The organism is Paenibacillus sp. PvR098, from assembly GCF_017833255.1.
Lineage (GTDB): Bacteria > Bacillota > Bacilli > Paenibacillales > NBRC-103111 > Paenibacillus_G.
In genome coordinates, this window is the sequence record NZ_JAFIBU010000001.1 from 714,920 (window position 1) to 737,388 (window position 22,469).

The following is a 22,469-nucleotide window of genomic DNA, read 5'->3' on the forward strand; positions in this document are numbered from 1 at the left end:
GGTCCAAATCATTTTTCTCATCGTCTTTACCTCCTTCAAAGGGTTGTATGGTTGTAGAATATAACATTTTACGATTGGTTATGGATTAGCTAGAGGACTGAGCCAACTTCACAAGCATATGAGCCAGCTTATGCTGCTCTTCTTGCGAACCTACCTTCCATAGCTCCTGGAGCAGCTTTTCCTCGCTGTTGCGAGGTTCTTCATGATCGGCCAAGTAGTTCGCTACCTTCTCAGCCGTTTTGGCTAATTGTTCCTCATTCAGGCCAAACTTCTCGGCCATCTCAATTCGTTTGCCCAGATAGCGTTTGAAGGAATCGAAATTTCGAAGAATTTCGTCCCTTTGTCCAGAGCCCAGATTTCTCAGGGTATTGTCCACTTTCTCATCTACGGTTTGGTTATTTGGATCCATGTACTGTGTCATAATAACGCCTCCTCAATGGTTTGGTGTGACATGACCTAATTAACCTTTGAGGTTGGTCATGAATCACGCATATCGTTTCAGTCATCGCACGGCTGGTGTATTAATAGTCAACCATAAACCGGCAAAGGGGCGAAATGATCACATGGAAAATAAGTTTAAAAAATGGCATGGCAGCAGCTTATATTGGCCTCATACCTCGATTGAATTACCAACTTGTCCTTCATTGAATCAACGTATGGTTGCCTAGGTTGCCTAGGTTGCCTGTGGGAGACAGCCCGTCCTTATTTTTATTTTAGGACAACCCCTGACGGCAGGATGATAGCAGGAGGTTTAGACGAAGAGCGTTAAGTTCCCATAACCAACTCTACTTATCTAAAAGTACCTTTGGCGGATGGGAAGAGAGTCTTCCTTTAAGATCTGGAACAGCCCGGAATTTTTCATGCTCTGGGATGCTGGGGGAACGGGACCGTGTATGGCATGATTGCCGCTGAAATGTTGAGCGATCACTTATGCGGGAGAAAGCATCCTTTAAACTCATTGTTGGCTCCCCGACGTACGAATAGGTAAAAAATACTATCCTTTAAAAAATTATCAGAAACAAATCATGTTTAGCCGCAGAGCGTTGAGGGTAATAATTGCATAAGAAACACCACTTACAATACACAAGGAGGAATGAACATGCTAACAAATTGGAGAAAGAAAGTGATCGTGGGAGCTATGGCTGTAGTCCTTGCACTGGGTGGATTGGCAGGATGTGGTGACGGTGTGGATCAGGATAATGGAATCAGTGATGGACAGTTGAAGGATGAAAAGGATGTCAAAAACCCCTAGTAATAATCCAATGGTATAATAAAAAAGCTGAATACGATAAAATAAAATGGTATTATCCCCTTTAAGTAGACACTCAGAAAAAAACCTTATGTTATTATGAGGAGCGAGTGAACTTAGAGGGGATATTTTGTATGGCCAAAAAGGGACAAATGTTTCAACAGTATACGGAAGAATTCAAGTTAGCAGCAGTCAAAGCATACATAGAGGGATCAGCGAGCTATAAAGCGGTAGCAGAAAAGTTGGAAATCAGAAACTGCACACAATTAAAAGTATGGGTAAGGAAATGGCAGGATGGAGAGGCATTTGACGTACGCAAAGGGATATCTAACCCACTTAAAGGACGTCCGCGAACCGTCTTTGACACCGTAGAGGAAGAGCGAGATTATTTGAAGGCACCGGTGGACTACTTAAAAAAAGCGGTATCCAAATCTGGTAAGGGAGGCACCTTGAGTCCGCAGGATAACTATGATAATCGAAGGGTTACGCCACCTGCATGGTGTTACACGCCTGTTAGCCATTGCAGGGGTACCCAGAGCTAGCTACTACAAGTGGCGGGCTACACAGCCACTGCGTATCGAAAAACAAACGCGGGATCACGAGATCAAGGAACACATGATGGCCATTCATTTCGCACATCCTTATTTTGGATACCCCCGAATGATGACAGCTTTGTGGGAAGCAGGCTATCGCGTCAATCACAAAAAGTATGGAGGCTCATGAAACAATTAGCGATCCAGTCTGTTATTCGAAAGAAACGAAAACATTCCAGTTATACCCCATCTGTTATGTATCCTAACCGATTGAAGCGTCAATTTCATGCCATAGGGCCTCAACAGAAAATGGTCGCCGATATCACCTATCTTTCCGATGGCACACGCTTTTATTACCTGTCGGTCATTCAGGACCTATTCAACAACGAGATCGTGGCTTGGCAATTGTCTGAACGCAACGATGTTCAGCTTGTGCTCGATACCCTAGAGCAGTGGACAAGAAAAAGAGACGTCTCGGAAGCTATGCTCCATTCGGATCAAGGCTTCCAATATACGTCTCATGCGTACAACACACGATTAGAATCCTTTAGCGTTAAAGGCAGCCACTCTCGCAAAGCAACCTGCCTGGATAACGCGTGCATCGAATCCTTCTTTTCGCATCTCAAAACAGAGAAGCTGTACCTCCACCAGTGTAAGTCAGAAGCCGAAATTCATCAAGCCATAGAAGAATACATCTACTTTTATAACTATCAACGGTTTCAAGCCAAACTCAAACAGCGCGCACCGATTGAGTATCGGCACGCGCTGGCAGCATAGCTTTTTTCATCTGTCTACTGACAGCGGTATAACCAAAGCCGCCAATTTGCGGCTTTTTATTTTATCTCGAACTAGTTATATAGAGCCGTTTAAATGCATGATTCTCTCGGTATGAAGGCAAGGCGCATGCTCTTATCTTTTTCAGCTGAAGATTGATGTTTCAAACCTTGTAAAGAAGGGTAAAACAGTAAATTATAGAGGGGGGAAATACATGATTCGATTCGATAACGTGAGAAAAGCCTATGAAGACGGATTTGTGGCTCTGAAAAACATTGATCTCGAATTCAATGAAGGCGAATTAACCGTTCTAATCGGGCCTAGTGGTTGCGGAAAAACCACTTTGATGAAGCTGATTAACCGGTTGAATAATCCGAGTCAGGGAAAAGTCCTCATCCGAGGAAAGGATATTTCTAGCATTGACCCGATCAAGCTGAGGCGGAGTATTGGATATGTCATTCAAAGCATTGGATTATTTCCTCATATGACGATTGCCTCAAACGTGGGAGTTGTTCCGCGCTTGCTTCATTGGGACCAAGCTCGTATTGACCAGAGAGTAGATGAGCTGCTTCGCCTAGTCAATCTCGATCCCGATACCTATCGTAACCGGTATCCGGCAGAGCTGAGCGGTGGGCAGCAGCAGCGCATCGGGATTATCCGGGCGCTCGCAGCAAACCCCGATATTATCTTGATGGATGAACCTTTCAGTGCGTTGGATCCGATCAGCCGTGAAACTCTGCAAGACGAGCTTGTTCGACTGCAGCAAGAATTAAAGCAAACGATCGTGTTCGTTACACATGATATGGATGAAGCGCTCAAAATCGCCGATACGATTGTACTCATGAAAGATGGAGAGGTCGTGCAGACGGGGCGTCCTGAACAAATTTTGAGGCATCCGGCCAATGATTTCGTGAAGAGCTTTATCGGAGAAAAGAGGCTGCAAACCGAAACGGCAGATGATCTGCTTCAGGTGGATGATGTCATGACGGTGAATGCCGTAACCGCATACCCGACGCGGGGATTGGCCGAAGCGATCAAACTGATGGAAAAGCGTAAGGTAGACTCTTTGATTGTTGTTAACCGGAATAATGACCTGCTCGGGTATGCTTCGATTTTTAGTGTGCTGGATCGGTATCGGGAAGAACATGCAACTCTAGTCGATGTCATGAAGCCCTTTGAGCATGTCGTCGAGTCGGGAATGCCTGTAGCGGCTGCCATATTCTTGATGAATGAGCATGGGCTTCCTTATGTGCCAGTTATTCGCGAAGGCCGCTTTGTCGGTCTCATTACAAAGGGAAGCATTGTACGACATCTGGCCGAAGTATATACTCCGGTAGAATCGACCGAACCGCAGCTGTTTGAGGGGGCTTTATCCAATCTGGAAATCGAGCAAACCTCTCAAGAGATGAAGGGCGGCGGAACCATATGATCGGCCAATATTTTGAATTTGTCCTTAGCCGGCAGGAAGATATTTTGCGCGCAATGCAGGATCACTTGGTTATTTCGGCAGTATCGGTGCTGCTCGGTGCTATTGTGGCGATTCCCATCGGTATTTGGCTGGCCGGAAACCGGAGCTCCTGGTTAAACGGGATTATATTTTCCATAGCAAATATTTTGCAAACTATTCCCAGCCTAGCACTGCTCGCCATACTGATTCCGCTGCTGGGAGTTGGCAGGACCCCTGCCATTTTTGCGTTGTTCCTGTATTCTTTAATGCCGATACTGCGCAATACATATTCCGGATTTCAATCTGTCGATCCGAACTTACTGGAGGCTGCAAGGGGCATGGGCTATAGCAGGAAGCAGCAATTGCTCCAAATCCAACTGCCCCTTGCTCTTCCATATATAATGTCAGGCATTCGTGTCACGACGGTGTACATCATCAGTTGGGCAACGTTGGCGACGTTGATCGGCGCCGGTGGGCTTGGACAATTGATTTTTGCCGGCATGGGAACGAATAGGAAAGAGCTTATATTTACAGGAGCCATTTTGGCGGTTATTTTGGCGCTTGCAGCGGATTTATTCCTAAGCCTTGCAGAAAAGCGAGTCACGGCCAATACCCATTCTGCCAACGCCATCGGACGGGGGGGCAATCAATGATTTGGTTGAAGTCGGCAACATCAAGGTTAGTCCTACTTGCTGTTTTTACCATTATTTTGCTCGTCGGCTGCAGTAATGAAGATAGAATCATTATTGGTACGCAGACGTATTCAGAGCCCAAAATTTTGGCGCAAATGCATAAGCTACTGATCGAAGATCGGACCGGACTCAAGGTCGACGTACTGCCTGATTTAGCATCCAGCGCGGTTGTCGCTCAGGCTATGAAAAACAACGATATCCAAATGGCCGTATTGTATACGGGCATGATCTTTGACAATTATTTTCCGGTTGAGCCCAATAAAGACCGCGATATCGTGTTTCAACAGGCCAAAGAAGGTTTTGATAAGCATTACGGCTTCCATTGGTTTGATCCGTACGGTTTTGAGAATACGTATGCCTTTACTGTAAGGGAGGACGTTGCGTCTCAAGGCAATCTCGCCAATATTTCTGACGTGGGACCTATGGCCGGAAATATGTCGCTTGGCGTGGACACGACCTGGCTTGAGCGGGAGAACGACGGTTATCCTGCTTTTCGCAAACATTACGGTTTCGCCTTCGGAAAAACGCTTCCTATGGAAGTGGCGCTCGTGTACAAGGCTGTAGCGAGCAAGAACGTGGATATCGTTCTTGCTTATTCCACGGATCCACGCATCAAGGAATACAATCTGCAATCTCTTAAGGACGATAAGCAGTTTTTCCCTCCTTACGACGCCGCGCCGGTGATACGAAACGATGTTCTGGCTCAGCACCCGGAGCTAAATGAGATTACTAGTCTTTTGGCAGGCAAGATCGATGTACAGACAATGATCGAATTGAATTATGAAGTCGACGTCAGCAAAAGAAATGAAAGAAAAGTAGCCGAGGAGTATCTGAAAAAAGTCGGACTTCTGAACTAAAGAAAGGAGGTGGCTAAATGGATTTGTTTTTCCGTTATGTGGGGGAGAACTGGCTTTACCTCGTTGAACTCACTTATCAACATATCTTGATGGTAATATCGGCTTTGCTGTTAGCATTGATCGTAGGAGTCCCTTTCGGCATACTTGCTGCAAGAGTACCCAAGCTTGCCGGTGTCATTTTAGCCTCAGCTAATGTTGTGCAGGTTTTTCCGAGCTTGGCTATGCTCGTGCTGCTCATGATCGTTTTCGGTTTGGGATTCACTACCGTAGTTATCGGATTGTTCTTGTACTCACTGCTGCCGGTAATTCGCAACACTTATGTCGGATTGACTCAGGTAGACCCGGCAATTACCGAAGCTGGGCGCGGTGTAGGAATGAGTCCTTTGCAGCTGCTGTTTCGTGTGCAGTTTCCCCTCGCTCTGCCTTTTGTGTTCACAGGGATAAGAGTGGCCGCAGTCATTGCCATTGGCGTTGCGACCATCGCTCCGCTGATCGGCGGGGAAGGGCTCGGCCGCGAAATTTATGCCGGTATCAATATGGATAATTCGGCACGGCTCTACGCAGGAGCTATTCCTGCTGCCATACTTGCACTGCTAGCAGATCTGCTTCTGGGTTTGCTGCAGCGGCGTGTGGGTCAAGGAAAGACTGTTTAGGATAAAAGTAAAGAAAAACCGTAGCATGATCATACCCCTGTCAAGTAGACATTCGAAAAAAGCTATGCTGCCAGCGCGTGCCGATACTCAATCGGTGCGCGCTGTTTGAGTTTAGCTTGAAATCGCTGATAGTTATAAAAGTAAATATAATCTTCAATGGCTTGATGTATTTCGGATTCTGACTTAAACTGTTGGAGATACAACTTCTCTGTTTTGAGATGCGAGAAGAAGGATTCGATGCATGCGTTATCCAGGCAGGTTGCTTTGCGAGAGTGGCTGCCTTTAACGCTGAATGCTTCTAATCGTTTGTTGTACGCCTGAGACGTGTATTGGAAGCCCTGATCCGAATGGAGCACGGCCCCATAAACGTCTCTTTTTCTTGTCCACTTCTCCAACGTATCCAGCACGAGCTGCACATCGTTTCGTTCAGATAATTGCCAAGCTACAATCTCATTGTTAAACAAGTCCTGAATGGCGGACAGGTAATAGAAACGTGTGCCATCTGAGATATACGTGATGTCGGCGACCAACTTCTGCTGAGGACCTATGGCATGGAACTGACGCTGTAATCGGTTCGGATAAATGACGGAAGGCTTGTAACTGAAACGTTGTCGTTTCTTCCGAATGACGGATTGTATGGATAGTTCCCTCATCAATCGCCATACTTTCTTGTGGTTAACACGGTATCCTGCTTCCCACAAGGCGTTCATCATGCGAGGGTATCCGAAATATGGATGCGTAGCATGAACGGCCATCATACGCTCCTTCAACTCGTGGTCTCGTGCTTGTTTTTCTACGCGCAACGAGCGTGTTTTTCGCCATTTGTAATAGCTGGCTCAAGCTATACCCGCGATATGTATGAGGGGGGTAACACCGTGTATGCTACGTAAATCTTCGATTAGTTGGTAGTGATCTTGCTGCTCGACATGGCCTCCTTTACCAGATTTGGATACCGCTTTTTTAGGTAGTCTACCTGCGCTCTCAGATCGTCCCGCTCTTCCTCTATGCTAGCGAAGGATGTACGAAGACGCCCTTTTAACGGATTACTGACGCCTTTACGCTCATCAAAGCTGGTATATGCTTTAACCGCAGCTATCTTAAATTCTTCTGTATACGTCTGAAAGATCTGCCCTTTTTTAGCCACAAAGAAATCCCCTCCAAGTATTTCACTCGTTCCTCATGATAACATGACGGTTTTTATTGAGTGTCTACTTAAAGGGGATAATACTAAGCAATACGGTTTTTTTTGTTGTAATTTTGCAAGAAAGAACCCCAAAAAAATAATTTTATGACATTAAAGATTAATAGTATAAATATAAATTCATGTTCTTATTCACAAAATATAAAAGAGTGAAGGAAGTCATGCACAATATTCCTTGATTAACAACGACTTCCTAACGACATTTTATTTATAAGAATGATATATTTTTAGGGCGAAATGTTATATATCACAGGATTTGATGTTTTCAGATGAAAAAGAGGTTAGTAGGTAGAAAAACATATATTTCTGTTTATGAAAAGTTCATAGTTAGTCATATGTTTTCATGGGTTTGGTTGTTATTTTCCGTTTGGATTTCTCAAAAATCGATTTTGGAATTAGGACAGATCACGGGTATCCCGTTCGCTATCCTTATCATTGCCGGTATTGCTTATATTCCTGGTTATATGAATAGTTTTTTGGTTTCAAGCCTTCTTTTGGATAGACAACCACCGTTTAAACATCAAGCTAGTGTGTTTGCTAAATATTTAACGGGTATCAATTTCAGAAAAGTATATATGACAAGTCCTATTGCAGTCTGGTGTTACGTACAAGGGGCCTTTCAATTAAAACGTGTATGGAAATAAAGAAAGGATAGATCGATGTTGAAGAAGCTCTTGCGGGATGCAAGAGCTTTTTGTTTTGAGCGTGCAGGATTTATGTAGGGGTGCCGCGGGTATATTTAATGAGTAAACACGTGCTGATCGATACGGACTTTCATCGGACGGCTCTTGCTCCAGGACGATGTTGCAATCTTAGGATTATAGTAATAGAGAGCTCCGTCCGTCGGATCCGATCCGTTCAAAGCGGCCTTGGCCGCCCGATAGGCTGAAGATCCTGGAGTCAAGTTGTATTGTCCGTCCTGAATGGCGGAGAATTGACGCGGTTGAAAAATGACCTTGGTAATGGAATCGGGAAATTCATTGGACTGAACTCTATTGAGGACGACCGCACCGACGGCGACTTGTCCTTGAAACGATTCCCCTCTAGCCTCGGCGTGGATCACTCGTGCCAATTGCTCCAATACGTTTTGCTTGGGATCGGCCGATTTTTTCAATAGCGACAAGGTCTTGGGATCGGCCTTACCGTTTGCAAGCAAGCCTTTTTGTTTTTGAAATTTCTTTACCGCATTGTGCGTAATCGATCCGTAGTAGCCGGTTGCACCGGCTTGAAAATGACCAAGCGTGCTAAGACGCAGCTGTAGGTCGAGGACATGCTCGCTTTTGGTACCTTTCTCCAGCGCGGCTGCGCCGACTGGCATCGCCATGGCCGTAAGGCCAAGGGTACAGGCGATTAATGTGACTAGTACGGAACCTTTCTTCATCGTATTCAGACAACCTCCTATTCCTTTTTGGGGCCGTATCAGTGACGGCATTACAAGTTCTGGGATGTTCATCCGACCGGGGAAGTCGCCATACACGCTCAATATGGTAAGGCGGGAACAGCTCTGGGCTGTTCTCAAAGGGTTCGGAGCCGTTATCTTGTTTAGGCCCGGTTGTTAATTTTTTTAATAATTGTTACCAGATTTAATTCTATTTATTACCCTTTTTCCTTGCAAAATAAACCTCAATTTATTACACTAAATCTATATTTAGCGTAATTTAATTTTAAACGGATTTTTTTCTCCGCAGCCGGGCATTAGCAGCAAAGAAACGGAGCGAAATGAGATGGCAGATGAGTACTTTGATGATGAATTGTTAGAATTATTCGATATCTGGATGAAGGATCAAGGCTTTACTCCACGAACACAAAAGGCGTATCTTGGAGATGTCCGTTTGTTTTTAGCCGCGGTAGCACCTAAGACATTAAATGAAATTGAGGCCATCGACGTACTGCGTTTTCTAACCAAAATGCGACAAGGGGGGGCGGGCGATTCTGCGAGGAATCGTTACCTCTCCTCCGTTCGAACCTTTTTCTCCGCTTTGATTGAATACAAATATGCCCAAAACAATCCGGCCCTTCACGTAAAGAAATCAAAATTTGATAAGAATCAGATCCCATCTTATCTGGATAAGCATCTTTTATCTGTGTTCATAGAATCAATAGAAGGAAAATATCAGATCAGAAATGTGTCCATGTTTCTTCTTATGAGCTACGCGGGGCTGCGGGTCAGTGAATTACATCGTCTTAATATTTCTGATTTCAACAGAACGGCGAATCTATTAACCGTTTATGGGAAGGGACGTAAGTGGCGAGCCATACCGCTGCCCGTACAGCTAGTCAAGGTTTTGGATATGGCACTTAGTGAACGTATTTCTCCAGGGAAAAAAGGGGAACAGGCTTTTTTCGTTTCACAGTTCGGGCGTCGTATTTCCATCCGCATGATCCAAAAGATTGCTGAAGCCCAATTTGATGAACTAAAGGAACAGTTTAGTGAGCTAAGAGGAAAATCCCTTTCCAGTCATAAGTTACGGCATACCTTTGCGACGATGCAAGTGATGGCCGGTACGGATATAAGAACGTTACAAGAATTGTTAGGACATGCGAGTATACAAACCACACAGATTTATACGCACGTTGGAGATAAGCAAAAGCAGGAAGCCATGAACCGAGTAGTACCTCGTGTACCCGTGTCAATATTGAAAGGAATAGATGTCGCCGGCGGCTCTGATATTGCAAGTCAACCATGAATCACAGGGAAGAAAATGAGGAGCTGTATAAAAGGTTATTAAAAAGAAATGCATCCATGTTTGCGTCGTCGAAGTACCCGATGCAAACATGGATGCATTTTTCATTTAGATCTTCATTTTAGCCAATTCCCTGATCTTTTTCCATTCCGCGAGATGCTTCTCAAGGTTGTCGATCAGATGATCCACGTCATTCAAGAAGCCTTCTTCATCGATTGTTTTGATTTCTATGATGTCCGTCGGCAGAGGAGTGTGGTCCGGAAGGGAAGCGAGTAATCGCTGCAGCTTGTCCTCCATAGTAGCTGCTGTTTTCACTTCAAGCTCATTCTTCGCCGGCTTCGTATTCTTCTCCGGAGTCGCGTTCTTTGCTGCCTTCGGCGCGGCGGGCTTTGCTCTTTCCGCTTTATTTTGTTCATGTACGGACCACGTTTCGAGGAGCCCAGATCCTGTTTTGTACAACAACTTATCTTTTGTACCGGATGAGATATTTTTATCTTTAAATAGGCGAGCGATCTTTTTGACATCACTCACGGGCAGCTCGTCCCTAGCGATAATCAAGGCCAGTGGATCGCGATGCTCGATCGGTAAATCTTTAATGGGCAGCAGCTGATCTTCTGTCAGCTTGTCTTTTCTGATTTCCGTACCGCTAACGATCAGCTTTTTTACAGCCATACCAAATTTCAGTAGATCACATTTGTTTTTAATGTAGGCTTCCGGCTTTCCCAGTTTACTGGAGAGGTATTTAACCGAACTGCTGAACTTAGGGTCGTTCAGAAGTTTATTGAAGGCCTCGGCTTCTTCAATGGGGGAGAAGCCTTCTCTCGTTAAATTCTCCGCAATCTGCTCCAAATAAATCTCGAGCTCATCCGTTACGGTGGAGACAAGGCAAGGGATCGTGGGGCGCCCTAGCATTTTGCAGGCTTTGTATCTTCGATTTCCATATATGATTTTATAACGGCCGTTACTCGCGGTTCTCACTTTGATCGGCGACAATAGGCCAAGCTCTTCAATGCTTTTCATTAATTCCTGAAGCGCTTCTTCATCAAATTGATATCTGGGCTGATCCGTATCCTCATCAATCAAGTCGGTTAAAATTTCGGTAATTTCCATATCCGTTCAATCTCCTATCCTTCTATTAAATCCCCGAGAGAAGTCGCCGGTGGGACATACGTATATAAGTATTATATAACACGGCCCGCGTGGAGGAAATGTGTGCTATGTCTACTTAACTTCAGAGAGTCAGGGGCGGTCCTGTAGATGTGTCTTTGTAATGATTTTTAATAAATTCAACATATGCTTTGACGACCGATAGCTCTAAAGCCGCATTGCGATGCATCATTGAGGTTTTACGTGATATCGGCTGGTTTTCTTCAGAATATAGGTCAATGGTATGCAAAGAATCGATCTCGCTGAGACTGATGCTCGGAATGATTGCATAACCTAATCCGTTCTTGACGAGCTCAACACAGGTGTCAATACGGTCAACATCCATGGTGATCAGAGGGGGGTGATTAAAAGTTTTGTGCCACCAATGATCGATGGTTTGCTTGAGATGACTATCCGTTTTATAGTTAATTCTTGCTAGATTCGGCAAGTTTTCCAGATGGATATGCTCTCTTGAAGCAATGGTGACCGGTTCTTCATATAAGAGATAGCTGTGTTCATGCCAATGATGATCCCCACGTACAATGCCAATATGAACTTCATCCTTATATAAATAATTGAGGACTTCCGTGCTCCACCCCGTTTTTACTATGATTTCAACATCCGGGTAAATCTTTAAGAATTGTTTGAGTAAAGCGGGCAGCCGATATCGTGCGAAGTTACTGGAAACACCAAGACGCAGCGTACCTTGAACTTTGCGGCCCATGTTTTGTATCTTATCTTTTGTTTTTCGGATATCCTGCAGGATTTGATCGGCAAGCTTGACAAGACATTCGCCCTCCGCAGTAAATTCAACCCCTTTCTTTCCTCTGGAGATGATCGGGGTATTAAAATATTTTTCGAGATTTTGAACCCGATAAGTAATGGCCGGCTGAGAAATGTATAAAATTTCAGCAGTTTTGCTAATATTTTTTTCCGTATACAGGGTTTTCAGCAGCAAAAAGTCTTTTTCATCCATGAGCAGACTCCTTTTTCAATAAAACTTATGGATAAGTATAAAAATTAAATATTTTTATTATCGATGGGATTATATTACAATACCCTTATACGGAAATGCAAGCCTCAGCTGCATAGAGCTAAGCCTAAAGTGAGTTGGATAATTAACCCTAAAATTCTACCCATAAAAAAAGTCCTGGGAGGTAAAAACATGACGAATGAATATGCTATACAATACGATGTAGTTGTCGTAGGTGCAGGTAATGCGGCTCTCTGTGCCGGGATATCCGCTAAAGAGGAAGGCGCCAATGTCTTAATCCTGGAAAGAGGGCCGCTCGAAAAGCGCGGAGGAAATTCCTTTTTTACGGATGGAGCCATAAGGACAGCCTTTCAAAATCTTGATGATATCCGAGAAGTCATCCCTGAAATCACAGATGAAGAAGCTTCGAGAATTGAAATCCCGATTTATAACGATGAAGATTTTTACAATGATCTGATGAGGGTTACCGGGGGGAAAAGCGATCCTCAATTAGCGAGATACCTGACTGGCCAATCTACACAAATCGTGAAATGGCTGCATCGCAATGGAGTGATCTTTGAGCTGAATGAGAACCAATCTTTTGAGAATGAAGGGAAACTGACCTTTTGGGGAAATCTACCTCTGAAAACGCAAAATAAAGGAGTTGGACTGATTCAGCAATTGAACCAACGAGCAAAAGAACTGGATATTGATATTTGGTATCAGTCTCGTGCCGTTAAGCTGGTGACTGAAAATGAACAGATCACTGCGATTCAAATCGAACAACCGGACGGAGTGGTTACTGTTCGTGCCGGGAGTGTTATTCTTGCCTGTGGTGGATTTGAGGCGAATAAAACAATGCGTGCCGAGCATCTGGGCTCCGAGTGGAATGCTGCCATTGTGAGAGGGACTGAGTATAATACCGGGGATGGTCTTACGATGGCGTTAGAGGTAGGAGCGCAAGCCTATGGTGATTGGGCTGGATGCCATTCGATTGGAACTGACTACAAAGCGCCGGAGGTAGGAGATTTTACGAAGCCGGGAGATATTTACAAAAAGTCATCTTTTCCGCTTGGACTTCTTATAAATAAAGAGGGGAATCGATTTGTTGACGAGGGCGCAGATTTTCGCAATTATACGTACGCCAAATACGGCCGGGAGGTATTGAAGCAGCCGGGGAACATGGCTTATCAGATATTCGATGCCGAGGTACATCCAATGCTGCGCAAGGAGTATCTCTTGGAGGAAGCCACCTTTATCAAGGCGGACAGCATGGAAGAATTAGCGGATTTACTTGCAGTGGATAAGGAGCAATTCGTAAAAACCATCCAGGAATACAATCAGGCAGTTCAGGAAGGTACCTATAATCCTACGGTGAAAGATGGGAAAGGTACGAAAGGAATTACACCGCCTAAATCAAATTGGGCGCTGCGTATGGAGGAAGAACCCTTCTATGCTTATCCGGTAACCTGCGGGATTACGTTTACCTTTGGCGGTATAAAAGTGAATACTCAAGGAGAAGTTCTCGGCAATAACGGTTCACCAATTTCCGGTCTATACGCTGCTGGTGAGATGGTTGGCGGGTTATTCTATGAAAATTATCCAGGCGGATCAGGATTAATGTCGGGTGCTGTTTTCGGCAAGATAGCGGGAACCTCCGCAACGCATTATGTAAGAGAAAGAACGAATACAATAGCAAATCAATAATAGAGGAATAGGTTAGATAAAAAGGATCATTCCATGCGTAGATGGAGTGGTCCTTTATATTTTTAAGAGGATGGTTTATATTCCCGGAATCATGTAGACGTACAAATAAAAGAATGCTAAAATGATGTCACCTATTGGAGAGGGCGGCTTATACATCAGGTACAGAAAGCTAAATTGACGGATAAAAATCTCTAATATAGAAGGTATGGAATGGGAGAGAAGCAGACATGAGTTATTTAGAAATAGCGTGCAAGGCGGCAAAAGAAGCCGGAAAAATGATTCTGTCCAGATCAGGCGGGGAGCTAGGTACAGAAGAAAAAAGCTCAAGCTTTGATGTTGTGACAGAGGTCGATAAACTAGCGGAGCAAATGATCCGCGATGTTATTATGGATTCTTATCCTGAACATGCATTTCTTGGTGAAGAAGAAACCTACCTTTCTTCTCGTCCTATACAGGAAGTTCTTGAAGGGGCGGCCGACATTCCGTTCTTATGGATTGTCGATCCGATTGACGGCACAACCAATTATGTTCATGGTATCCCCGGGTTTACGGTTTCTATTGCGCTGGCCTGCCATGGGGAGCTTGTGATCGGTGTCGTATACGATCCTAGCCGGGATGAATTGTTTTCGGCAGAGAAAGGTAAAGGTACTTATCTTAATGGTAAATCAGTAAAGGTATCTAATGCGGAGCATGCTGCCCAGTGCGTAATTGCCACTGGTCTTATGTCATCGCCCGAGTACAGGGAGATGAATCTCGGCAGTATGGTTCCAATGGGCAAGCAGTTCAGGGCGATTCGGGTGTTTGGTTCTGCTGCCTTACATATGGCCTATGTTGCCTGCGGAAGATTCGGTGCATTCTGGCAGTACGGCTTAAATGCGTGGGATATGGCTGGAGGCATCGTGCTTGTTAAGGAGGCCGGGGGAATGGTGACTGACATCAAGGGAGGTACATATCGTCTGTCGGATCAACATATCATCTGCAGCAATGTGAAAGTACATTCTACGGTGATTAGTTGTCTACAGCCGATCGCAGAATAGCCTCGTTGGAATATCGTTTGGTTTCGCTCTGCAAAAAGGGGCTGTCCCATAAGTCATGAATGAAATGACTCAGGGGCAACCCTGTTTTTAAAATTGTAAAACAAAAAGAAACCGGTTCTTAGTAAAATGGAGGTACCACCCAACCATTCGAAAGGAGACGGTTTCTTTGTACATTCAATATAACATGGATCAACTTTATCTGCCAATGGATTTGGAGGAAGACATTCCAGCGAATCATCTGGTGCGTGTGGTGAACGCTGCTGTGAATCGCATAGATGACCACATCTTCACGGCAGCTTATCCAGGTGGAGGTCGAGACAGCTACCACCCCAAGATGCTCACAAAAATCATCATCTACGCTTACACCCAGCGGATCTACTTCTCTCGTCAAATCGCAAAAGCCGTGCGTGAACATATTCCGTTCATGTGGCTCGCTGCCCGGCAACGACCAGACTTTCGTACTATAAACCGCTTCCGTTCCGAGCGGATGAAAGCCGTGCTGGAAACCATCTTTACCACGGTGCTTGGCTTTCTGGTGGAAGCCGGCTATGTCAAGCTGGAGCATTACTTCATCGATGGAACAAAAATCGAGGCCAATGCCAACAAGTACACCTTTGTCTGGGGCAAAGCCGTGGTGAAACATAAAGCGAAACTTCAAGAGAAAGTCCAAACCCTCTTTGCGAGCATTGAAGAAGCCGAGCGTCAAGAAGAACAAGAGCGACAAAATCAGGATTTGCTTGAACTGGGCGAGTCCAGTTCCATCACCGGTGAAAAGCTGGAGAAAGCGGTGCAACAGCTCGAAGAAAAACTGAAAGCCAAACCCAAGGATAAGCCGCTGAAAAAGGCGGTTCGCTTGGTGCGCAAAGATTTACTGCCCCGTTTGCAGAAGTAAGAACATCACGAAAAGGTGCTGGGCGAGCGGAACAGCTACAGCAAAACGGATCCGGACGCGACCTTCATGCGGATGAAGGAGGATCACATGCGCAATGGGCAGCTCAAACCGGGTTACAACGTGCAAATCGGAACGGAAAACCAGTTTATCATCGGATACAGCTTGCATCAACGCCCGACCGACACCCGTTGCATGAAGCCCCACTTGGAGAAAGTCAAGGCAGCGTTTGGCAAGCTGCCGGGCACCGTCATTGCCGATGCTGGATATGGCGGAGAAGAGAACTACGCCTATCTGGAGGACGAACAGATCAAGGCCGTGGTCAAATACAACACCTACCACAAAGAGAAGTCGAGAAAATGGAAGAGCGACATCAGCAAGGTGGACAACTGGTCATATGATGAAGCAAGCGACATGTGGCATTGCCCTGGCGGTCGAGCCTTAACGTTCCGATATGAAAGCAAAGGACGGACCGAAAGCGGCTACGAAATCCAACTTCGCCATTACCGAAGTGTCGATTGCACGGACTGCCCCATCAAAAGCGACTGTACGAAAGCACAGGGAAATCGAGAAATACGGGTCAGCATGAAGTATCTGCGCCAGAAGCGGCAAGCACGAGAACTGCTTCAAAGCGAGGAAGGTTACAAGCTCTCGGTTCGCCGCATGATTGAACCGGAGAGTGTGTTTGGACAAATGAAGAGCAACCGGAACTTCCGGCGTTTCCTGCTTCGGGGCTTGCCAAAAGTAAGCCTTGAGGTCGGGTGGCTTTCGCTTGCCCACAATCTGCTCAAGTGGGCAACGATGATCCAAAAAGGCCGAGTTCAGGAGCAAGTATAAGCCCTGACTCGACCTTTTTTCGTCATAATGAGAGAAGGGACCATCTCTTTAGTAGCAAAAACCTACTTTTGAGACAGCCCCGTCAGACCTTTATATATGTCCTTACGTCATACAGGAAAAACGTCAGCGATGGGTTACATTTATAGCTCTGGGAAGTATAAAAAAGCAAGGTGTAGTATACCTAAAATCATTCATAACCGGGCGATTACTTTTTCAACGTATGGGAAAAAGAGGTTAAAAAAGTTAGCGCGAGTGAGCACGATATTTAACAGAACCAATCGTTTCGGTAAATATGGTATTCATAAATTGCTGCTTCAGCAATGAACGAATGTTCAGAACTCTATGTTAAGCCAACAAGTGGAAGCATAGGCAACGGCATTATTAAAATAAAGAAAAAATCGAGTGGAAATTGGACTATTTATTGGAAAAAAGAAAAGCATTTGCAAAAATCTCTGCGGAAAACCTTTGCTTTTATTGAACAAAAAGTGGGTCCGCAAAATTATCTCATCCAAGAGGCTATTCCTTTAGCAACTTATCATGGACGACCCTATGATCTTCGAGTTTCGGTTCAGAGAGGAAGAACAGGGGAATGGCAGATTTCCGGTATGGTGGGGAAGGTTGCCGCGGCAGGCCGCCATGTAACCAATGTGGCCAAGGGTGGCAAGGTTAAAAGAGGTGAGAAACTTTTCCGGCACAGCGGGTTGTCAGTGGAATCCATGAAAAAAGAAGTTAACCGCGCGTCATTGGAGATCGCTAATTACTTGGGGGATCAATTGCCCCACCTTGCCGATATTGGCTTGGATATGGGGGTTACTCGCAATGGTTCGGTCAAATTTATTGAGATGAACGGAAGAGACCAGCGAATTACATTTAAAAAAGCAGGAATGCGTTCAACGTTTTTTGATACTTACCTCACACCCATTCAGTATGCCGTGTTTTTAATGAAATCAAACCGAAAACTAAATTCAAGGTGGGGAAGAGGAAAAACTAAAAAGACGAGGGTCTAATGGTTCTGTGGCCGACAGCAGTGTTCGGCCCCTCTCTATACTATTGTGAATCCTCGGATGCGAAAATATCTAGCATAGACAAGAAACATGTACATATATTTAATATCACAATGAACTCATCAGTTGAGCATACCAGTTAGAGAGGGAAGGTGACCACCATAGTTGCTGAAAAGAAAATCCAACCATTTACTCAACGAATGATTAGAGATACGATCTGGAAAATTAGTCGAAATGAATACCATTCAGGTGCTCAGCTGCCTTCGATTGAAAGTATCGCAAAAAGCTATGGCGTAGCGAGAACAACGGTACGTGAAAGCATTAAATACATGGAATCGACAGGTTTGGTCTACTCCATACATGGTAAAGGAACATTCATAGCAGATTTTACTCCTTCACCCAATGGAGTAGCTTTTTTGGAGCATGTTGTCGATTTAAGACGTATGATCGAAATTTTTGGAATCAAAAAGGCAGCTGAAAACCGTACAGCATCAGATATAGAAGAGCTTAGAGATTTAATAGAGGAAATGCGAAAAACAATATTGGTTCCCAAACGTTTTTTGGAGTTTGATCGTGAATTTCATTTTATCATCTCCAAAGCTTCTAAAAATCCATTTATTCACAGTATTTTTCATAATATCTCAGGCATGTTTGATGCCGTGCTGGACGCTTTAACCCATATACCTGATTATCCATTCGAAAGAGTTCTGGAGGATCATACCATTATGGTCGACGCTATTGAAACCGGAGATACTCAACTGGCGGAGGATATTATGAAGAAGCATCTGGATAATATCACTGACGAATTAACAAAACAGACGTAAGTCAATGGATATTTTTATCCATATGCGAATGCTAGCATCAAGATTTTTTTTAATGTTATGCTCATCAGATGAGCATATTAGCTTATTTATTGAATATGATGGCTGTGAGGAAATCATTAAGACTAGTATGCTGCAGCTTTGGTTTTGAAGAATGTGTTTACCATTCGCCAATTAACCTATTTCATTTCATGTATCCTATATCATCGTCCTCCACGGCGTGTGTTTACCAAAGCAGGACCATTGCAGGGGCAAGAACGAAGGAGGGTACCCGTGAATTTGAGAAAAAAAATGATTCAGAACGACGATGACATTGTTGATTTGATCAAGGAAAAAGCGAAGCTATCCCGTTTGGAAACCATTCGATTGATTTCTCTGGCGGGCAGCGGACACTATGGATCTTCGTTTTCTTGCGCGGAGATCTTTGCTGCTCTTTATTATTACACGATGAAGTATGATGCCAATCGACCTTCATGGGAGGAGCGAGATCGTTTTGTTATGGGAAAGGGGCATGCAGCCGTCGGATTATATCCCATACTGGCTGATGTCGGCTTTTTTCCCAAAGACGAACTGAACACGTACACACAAATCGGAAGCGCTTTTGGAGATCACCCGGATATGAATAAAATTCCTGGCATCGATTTCAGTTCCGGTTCGCTAGGGCATGGAATATCCGTAAGTGTGGGGATGGCTTTGGGGGCTAGACTGGATCGGATTGCGAATCGGATCTATTGCTTGCTGGGCGATGGGGAGATCCAAGAGGGGCAAGTGTGGGAAGCCGCTATGAGCGCCTCACATTTTAAGCTCGGAAATGTCGTCGCGATTTTGGATAATAACAAAGTTTCCGTAGATGGAATAACGAAAGAAATCATGAATATTTATCCGATCCGAGAAAAGTTTGAAAGCTTCGGCTGGAATGTGGTTGAGATCGATGGCCATGATATCCCTTCACTCCTTAGAACGTTTGATTCGCTTCCCGCTCCGGATTCGGAGAAACCTACTCTGATCCTCTGCGATACCGTTTCCGGAAAAGGCGTGTCCTGGATGGAGCATACGTTTGAATGGCACGTCGCTAATTTGGCTCAGGAAGATATGGATAAAGCGATCCGGGAAATCAAGGGGGTAGGATAACATGGCCGTACCATTACATGAAGATACGTGGGAGCTGTTCCAAGGCTTGACATTCGCCAAGCAATTAACCGCAGGCGAAACGCTTGCACGATTAGGGGAGCAATATCCCGGAATAGTGGCCTTATGTGCCGATCTCGGATATCCGACCCGTTTGGCGGACTTTGGAAACAAATATCCGGATCGGTTTTTCGATTTCGGCATTGCCGAAAAAAATATGGTATCAGCTGCAGCCGGGTTGGCAACTACGGGGAAAATTCCATTTGTGGCAACCTATGCATCGTTTCTTGGATTGCTATGCTGTGAGCAGATTAGAACCGATATTGCCTATCCTAAACTCAAAGTCAGACTCATTGGCACACACACCGGAATTGCTATGGGTTTTTATGGTTCCTCGCACCATGCTACCGAGGATATTGCGATTATTCGATCGATGGCGAACATGACCGTGATTTCCCCAGCAGACGGGCAGGCTCTGTCGCAATTGATTGAGGAATCGGTCGTGTCATACGACGGGCCGATTTACTTCCGGGTGAGTAGAGGCCGGGAGGATGTAGTGTATACGTCGGATCGTCCTAAGAACGTTATCGGGAAAGCGAATGTACTCAGACAAGGTGAAGATTTAACCATTATTGCGTGTGGAATCACCGTGAAATCAGCATTGGACGCAGCGGAGCAATTAAATCAAGAAGGGCTGGAGGTACGTGTGCTCGATATGCATACCATTAAGCCTCTGGATCAAGAAGCCGTCTTTCAAGCGGCAAGAGAAACTGGAGCTATATTGACCGTTGAAGAACACAATATTTATGGCGGACTTGGGGGAGCTGTAGCGGAAGTGCTGATGGAGTCAGGCATACCGTGCAAATTTAAACGCCATGGCATCATGGATCAATATTCATTGATCGGTAAGCCTTACCACTTATACCATTACTACAAACTGGACGGTGAAGGGATCGCGTCCGTTGCGCGAGAAATAGTCAATCCATAACGATAAAAGGGGTACCCATATGAATTTCGATCAAAGAATTGCGCTCATTACAGGGGCCGGGTCCAAGCGGGGCATTGGTCGTGAAATCGCTAGACAGCTGGCCTCAAGAGGTGCTGCGGTAGTTCTGGCCGACATTGATGTGAGCGGGGTGCAAGAGGCAGCGAAGGAAATTGAAGATAGCGGCGGAATCGCCGTATCCATTCCGCTTGATGTAACCGACCGTAAGCAAATATCCCAAGCCGTAAGCGATATTGTTAACCGATTCGGTAAATTAGACATTCTTGTCAATAACGCGGGCATTACCCGCCCGACACGAGTACTGGATATTTCGGAAGAGGAATGGGACCTCATTTTCAAAATCAATATGAAGGGGGTATTTCATCTTACCCAAGAAGTTCTTCCTTACATGAAACAGAACAGCTACGGTCGAATTATAAATTTGGGATCTGTTTCGGGAAAAAGAGGAGGCGGATTGTTCGGGGGCTCTCATTACTCTGCGGCGAAAGCAGCTGTAAGCGGTTTTTCGAAAGCGGTTGCAAGAGAGATGGCTGCTTTTGGTATTACCTGTAACAGTGTGGCTCCCGGACTGATCGGGACAGAAATCACAGGCGGTCTGCTCACACCTCAATTGAAAGAGGAATTAGTAAGAGGGATTCCGGTTGGAAGGATTGGAACGATTGGAGACGTGGCCTATACGATTGTGTTTCTGGCTTCTGAAGAGGCGGGATATATTACCGGTGAAGAAATTGATATCAATGGCGGTATGCATATCGATTAAATATTGAGGGGATGCCATATGAAAAAAGTGCTTTGTATACTGCTTACTTTAAGCATGGTATTGGCAGCGTGCTCTTCCGGTGGGTCGAATTCAAGCTCAAGTCCAAATACATCAGGTTCTCCAATGCCTGCAAGCAATGATAAGAAAATCATTATTAAATTGGGACATAGCAGTGTCGAAACGAACTTCAGACATCAGGCGGCGCTGAAATTTAAAGAATTGGTTGATCAAAAGTCCAATGGAACTATGGAAGTGCAAGTTTTCCCCTCTGAACAATTGGGCAGTGAGTCGGCCATGCTTCAAAGCCTGGTCACCAACTCGATCCAAGCAACGCCAGTGGCAACTGGTCTATTCGCCAAATATTACAGCAACATCGGCGTTATCGAATTACCTTACCTATTCGAAAATTTTGAACAGGCATGGAAGGTGCTGGATGGACCTGTGGGCAAAGAGCTTGCCGAACCGTTGACCGGCAAAGGCATCAGGATTATCAGCTATTGGGAGAATGGTTTCAGACAGATTACGAATAACAAAAGGCCTATCGAGAAACCTGAGGATTTAAAAGGAGTGAAAATTCGAACGCCCGAGATACCTATTTCACTGAGTGTTCTCAAAGCGATGGGGGCCAATTCGGTAGGGATGGCATTCGGTGAGCTATTCCCGGCTTTAGAGCAGAACGTGGTTGACGGACAGGAAAATCCGCTAACAAACATTAATGCAAGTAAGTTTTATGAAGTCCAAAAATATCTTTCTATGACAGGTCATCAATACAGCCCGGTGCCTTTTGCCGTTAGTGAAACCTTCTGGAAAAGTTTATCGGCGGATCAACAAAAAATCATATCGGATAGCGGTAAAGAAGCGGGACAAATGATGCGGGAGCTGGTTAAGCAAGATGATGTCAAGCTGAAGGCCGAGCTTCAGGCCAAAGGCATGCTGATCAATGAACCCGACAAAAAACCGTTTCAGGAAGCCGTTGCTCCGGTCTACAAGGAATATGAAAGCACGTATGGCAAGGAATTGATTGAAAAAGTACGTAATGCTGCCAAACAGTAAAGACGATTTGCACATCAA

General features: G+C 45.0%; 21 protein-coding genes and 2 pseudogenes. 18 read left to right on the forward strand and 5 right to left on the reverse strand.

The window, feature by feature from the left end; all coding sequences use genetic code 11:
• Nucleotides 1-85 precede the first annotated feature (85 nt).
• The gene (locus tag JOE45_RS03530; RefSeq protein ID WP_210021500.1) at nucleotides 86-421 is read right to left on the reverse strand and encodes a DUF3243 domain-containing protein; all 336 of its coding nucleotides are present in this window, start codon (nucleotides 419-421) and stop codon (nucleotides 86-88) included.
• A gap of 678 nt (nucleotides 422-1,099) precedes the next feature.
• Between JOE45_RS03530 and JOE45_RS03535 the strand changes: the two genes are divergently transcribed.
• From JOE45_RS03535 to JOE45_RS03560, 7 genes are all read left to right on the forward strand, one after another.
• Nucleotides 1,100-1,252, forward strand: coding sequence for a hypothetical protein (locus JOE45_RS03535; RefSeq protein ID WP_210021499.1), 153 nt, complete (start codon nucleotides 1,100-1,102; stop codon nucleotides 1,250-1,252).
• A 131-nt stretch (nucleotides 1,253-1,383) separates the two neighbouring features.
• Complete coding sequence (locus JOE45_RS24070) at nucleotides 1,384-1,791, forward strand: transposase (RefSeq protein WP_461479513.1); 408 nt, start codon at nucleotides 1,384-1,386, stop codon at nucleotides 1,789-1,791.
• Between the two features lie 132 nt (nucleotides 1,792-1,923).
• Nucleotides 1,924-2,559, forward strand: a complete 636-nt coding sequence (locus JOE45_RS24075) for an IS3 family transposase (RefSeq protein ID WP_461479514.1) — start codon at nucleotides 1,924-1,926, stop codon at nucleotides 2,557-2,559.
• Between the two features lie 211 nt (nucleotides 2,560-2,770).
• Nucleotides 2,771-3,985, forward strand: a complete 1,215-nt coding sequence (locus tag JOE45_RS03545; protein WP_210021498.1) for an ABC transporter ATP-binding protein — start codon at nucleotides 2,771-2,773, stop codon at nucleotides 3,983-3,985.
• Nucleotides 3,982-4,656, forward strand: a complete 675-nt coding sequence (locus JOE45_RS03550; protein WP_210021497.1) for an ABC transporter permease — start codon at nucleotides 3,982-3,984, stop codon at nucleotides 4,654-4,656. Before JOE45_RS03545 ends, JOE45_RS03550 begins: the two co-directional genes overlap by 4 nt.
• The gene (locus JOE45_RS03555) at nucleotides 4,653-5,552 is read left to right on the forward strand and encodes a glycine betaine ABC transporter substrate-binding protein (RefSeq protein ID WP_210021496.1); all 900 of its coding nucleotides are present in this window, start codon (nucleotides 4,653-4,655) and stop codon (nucleotides 5,550-5,552) included. Before JOE45_RS03550 ends, JOE45_RS03555 begins: the two co-directional genes overlap by 4 nt.
• Before the next feature lie 17 nt (nucleotides 5,553-5,569).
• A complete protein-coding gene (locus JOE45_RS03560; protein WP_210021495.1) occupies nucleotides 5,570-6,205 on the forward strand; it encodes an ABC transporter permease in 636 nt (211 codons plus the stop codon).
• Between the two features lie 62 nt (nucleotides 6,206-6,267).
• Here the strand turns inward: JOE45_RS03560 and JOE45_RS03565 are convergent.
• Nucleotides 6,268-7,349, reverse strand: a pseudogene (locus tag JOE45_RS03565) (IS3 family transposase).
• Between the two features lie 326 nt (nucleotides 7,350-7,675).
• On the opposite strand from JOE45_RS03565, the gene JOE45_RS03570 reads away from it, so the two are divergent.
• Nucleotides 7,676-8,050 carry a hypothetical protein gene (locus JOE45_RS03570; protein WP_210021494.1) on the forward strand — a complete coding sequence of 125 codons (375 nt, stop codon included), beginning with the start codon at nucleotides 7,676-7,678 and terminating at the stop codon, nucleotides 8,048-8,050.
• A gap of 95 nt (nucleotides 8,051-8,145) precedes the next feature.
• On the opposite strand, the gene JOE45_RS03575 is transcribed toward JOE45_RS03570, so the two are convergent.
• Entirely contained in the window at nucleotides 8,146-8,787 is a 642-nt protein-coding gene (locus tag JOE45_RS03575; RefSeq protein WP_210021493.1) for a cell wall hydrolase, read from the reverse strand.
• Nucleotides 8,788-9,130: 343 nt separating this feature from the next.
• Between JOE45_RS03575 and JOE45_RS03580 the strand changes: the two genes are divergently transcribed.
• Nucleotides 9,131-10,093: a tyrosine-type recombinase/integrase gene (locus tag JOE45_RS03580; protein ID WP_210021492.1), complete on the forward strand. Its 963-nt coding sequence runs from the start codon at nucleotides 9,131-9,133 to the stop codon at nucleotides 10,091-10,093.
• A 105-nt stretch (nucleotides 10,094-10,198) separates the two neighbouring features.
• On the opposite strand, the gene JOE45_RS03585 is transcribed toward JOE45_RS03580, so the two are convergent.
• Together JOE45_RS03585 and JOE45_RS03590 are read right to left on the reverse strand one after the other, a co-directional pair.
• Nucleotides 10,199-11,200: a ParB/RepB/Spo0J family partition protein gene (locus tag JOE45_RS03585; protein WP_210021491.1), complete on the reverse strand. Its 1,002-nt coding sequence runs from the start codon at nucleotides 11,198-11,200 to the stop codon at nucleotides 10,199-10,201.
• Between the two features lie 121 nt (nucleotides 11,201-11,321).
• Nucleotides 11,322-12,212, reverse strand: coding sequence for a LysR family transcriptional regulator (locus tag JOE45_RS03590; protein WP_210021490.1), 891 nt, complete (start codon nucleotides 12,210-12,212; stop codon nucleotides 11,322-11,324).
• A 189-nt stretch (nucleotides 12,213-12,401) separates the two neighbouring features.
• Between JOE45_RS03590 and tcuA the strand changes: the two genes are divergently transcribed.
• The 9 genes and pseudogenes from tcuA to JOE45_RS03635 all read left to right on the forward strand — a co-directional run bounded on the left by tcuA (nucleotide 12,402) and on the right by JOE45_RS03635 (nucleotide 22,451).
• Entirely contained in the window at nucleotides 12,402-13,916 is a 1,515-nt protein-coding gene (gene tcuA / locus JOE45_RS03595) for an FAD-dependent tricarballylate dehydrogenase TcuA (protein WP_210021489.1), read from the forward strand.
• Nucleotides 13,917-14,143: 227 nt separating this feature from the next.
• Complete coding sequence (locus JOE45_RS03600) at nucleotides 14,144-14,953, forward strand: inositol monophosphatase family protein (protein WP_210021488.1); 810 nt, start codon at nucleotides 14,144-14,146, stop codon at nucleotides 14,951-14,953.
• 166 nt (nucleotides 14,954-15,119) lie between these two features.
• Nucleotides 15,120-16,679, forward strand: a pseudogene (locus JOE45_RS03605) (IS1182 family transposase).
• A 320-nt stretch (nucleotides 16,680-16,999) separates the two neighbouring features.
• Nucleotides 17,000-17,686 carry a YheC/YheD family protein gene (locus JOE45_RS03610; protein ID WP_210021487.1) on the forward strand — a complete coding sequence of 229 codons (687 nt, stop codon included), beginning with the start codon at nucleotides 17,000-17,002 and terminating at the stop codon, nucleotides 17,684-17,686.
• 149 nt (nucleotides 17,687-17,835) lie between these two features.
• On the forward strand, nucleotides 17,836-18,507 hold the full coding sequence (locus JOE45_RS03615) for a FadR/GntR family transcriptional regulator (RefSeq protein ID WP_210021486.1): 672 nt from the start codon (nucleotides 17,836-17,838) through the stop codon (nucleotides 18,505-18,507).
• A gap of 270 nt (nucleotides 18,508-18,777) precedes the next feature.
• Entirely contained in the window at nucleotides 18,778-19,635 is an 858-nt protein-coding gene (locus JOE45_RS03620) for a transketolase (protein ID WP_348632475.1), read from the forward strand.
• Between the two features lies 1 nt (nucleotide 19,636).
• Nucleotides 19,637-20,620, forward strand: a complete 984-nt coding sequence (locus JOE45_RS03625; RefSeq protein ID WP_210021485.1) for a transketolase family protein — start codon at nucleotides 19,637-19,639, stop codon at nucleotides 20,618-20,620.
• 19 nt (nucleotides 20,621-20,639) lie between these two features.
• Entirely contained in the window at nucleotides 20,640-21,398 is a 759-nt protein-coding gene (locus tag JOE45_RS03630) for an SDR family NAD(P)-dependent oxidoreductase (protein ID WP_210021484.1), read from the forward strand.
• An 18-nt stretch (nucleotides 21,399-21,416) separates the two neighbouring features.
• Nucleotides 21,417-22,451: a TRAP transporter substrate-binding protein gene (locus tag JOE45_RS03635; RefSeq protein ID WP_210021483.1), complete on the forward strand. Its 1,035-nt coding sequence runs from the start codon at nucleotides 21,417-21,419 to the stop codon at nucleotides 22,449-22,451.
• Nucleotides 22,452-22,469: the final 18 nt, after the last annotated feature.

Bases quoted from the DNA above. Each gene is read 5' to 3' on its own strand.
- JOE45_RS03560 (WP_210021495.1), top strand. From the start codon at position 5,570: ATGGATTTGTTTTTCCGTTATGTGGGGGAGAACTGGCTTTACCTCGTT.
- JOE45_RS03555 (WP_210021496.1), top strand. From the start codon at position 4,653: ATGATTTGGTTGAAGTCGGCAACATCAAGGTTAGTCCTACTTGCTGTT.
- JOE45_RS03545 (WP_210021498.1), top strand. From the start codon at position 2,771: ATGATTCGATTCGATAACGTGAGAAAAGCCTATGAAGACGGATTTGTG.
- JOE45_RS03625 (WP_210021485.1), top strand. From the start codon at position 19,637: ATGGCCGTACCATTACATGAAGATACGTGGGAGCTGTTCCAAGGCTTG.
- JOE45_RS03585 (WP_210021491.1), bottom strand. From the start codon at position 11,200: ATGGAAATTACCGAAATTTTAACCGACTTGATTGATGAGGATACGGAT.
- JOE45_RS03530 (WP_210021500.1), bottom strand. From the start codon at position 421: ATGACACAGTACATGGATCCAAATAACCAAACCGTAGATGAGAAAGTG.
- tcuA (WP_210021489.1), top strand. From the start codon at position 12,402: ATGACGAATGAATATGCTATACAATACGATGTAGTTGTCGTAGGTGCA.
- JOE45_RS03590 (WP_210021490.1), bottom strand. From the start codon at position 12,212: ATGGATGAAAAAGACTTTTTGCTGCTGAAAACCCTGTATACGGAAAAA.
- JOE45_RS03610 (WP_210021487.1), top strand. From the start codon at position 17,000: ATGAACGAATGTTCAGAACTCTATGTTAAGCCAACAAGTGGAAGCATA.
- JOE45_RS03575 (WP_210021493.1), bottom strand. From the start codon at position 8,787: ATGAAGAAAGGTTCCGTACTAGTCACATTAATCGCCTGTACCCTTGGC.
- JOE45_RS03635 (WP_210021483.1), top strand. From the start codon at position 21,417: ATGAAAAAAGTGCTTTGTATACTGCTTACTTTAAGCATGGTATTGGCA.
- JOE45_RS03570 (WP_210021494.1), top strand. From the start codon at position 7,676: ATGAAAAAGAGGTTAGTAGGTAGAAAAACATATATTTCTGTTTATGAA.
- JOE45_RS03600 (WP_210021488.1), top strand. From the start codon at position 14,144: ATGAGTTATTTAGAAATAGCGTGCAAGGCGGCAAAAGAAGCCGGAAAA.
- JOE45_RS03580 (WP_210021492.1), top strand. From the start codon at position 9,131: ATGGCAGATGAGTACTTTGATGATGAATTGTTAGAATTATTCGATATC.
- JOE45_RS03535 (WP_210021499.1), top strand. From the start codon at position 1,100: ATGCTAACAAATTGGAGAAAGAAAGTGATCGTGGGAGCTATGGCTGTA.
- JOE45_RS03630 (WP_210021484.1), top strand. From the start codon at position 20,640: ATGAATTTCGATCAAAGAATTGCGCTCATTACAGGGGCCGGGTCCAAG.
- JOE45_RS24070 (WP_461479513.1), top strand. From the start codon at position 1,384: ATGGCCAAAAAGGGACAAATGTTTCAACAGTATACGGAAGAATTCAAG.
- JOE45_RS03550 (WP_210021497.1), top strand. From the start codon at position 3,982: ATGATCGGCCAATATTTTGAATTTGTCCTTAGCCGGCAGGAAGATATT.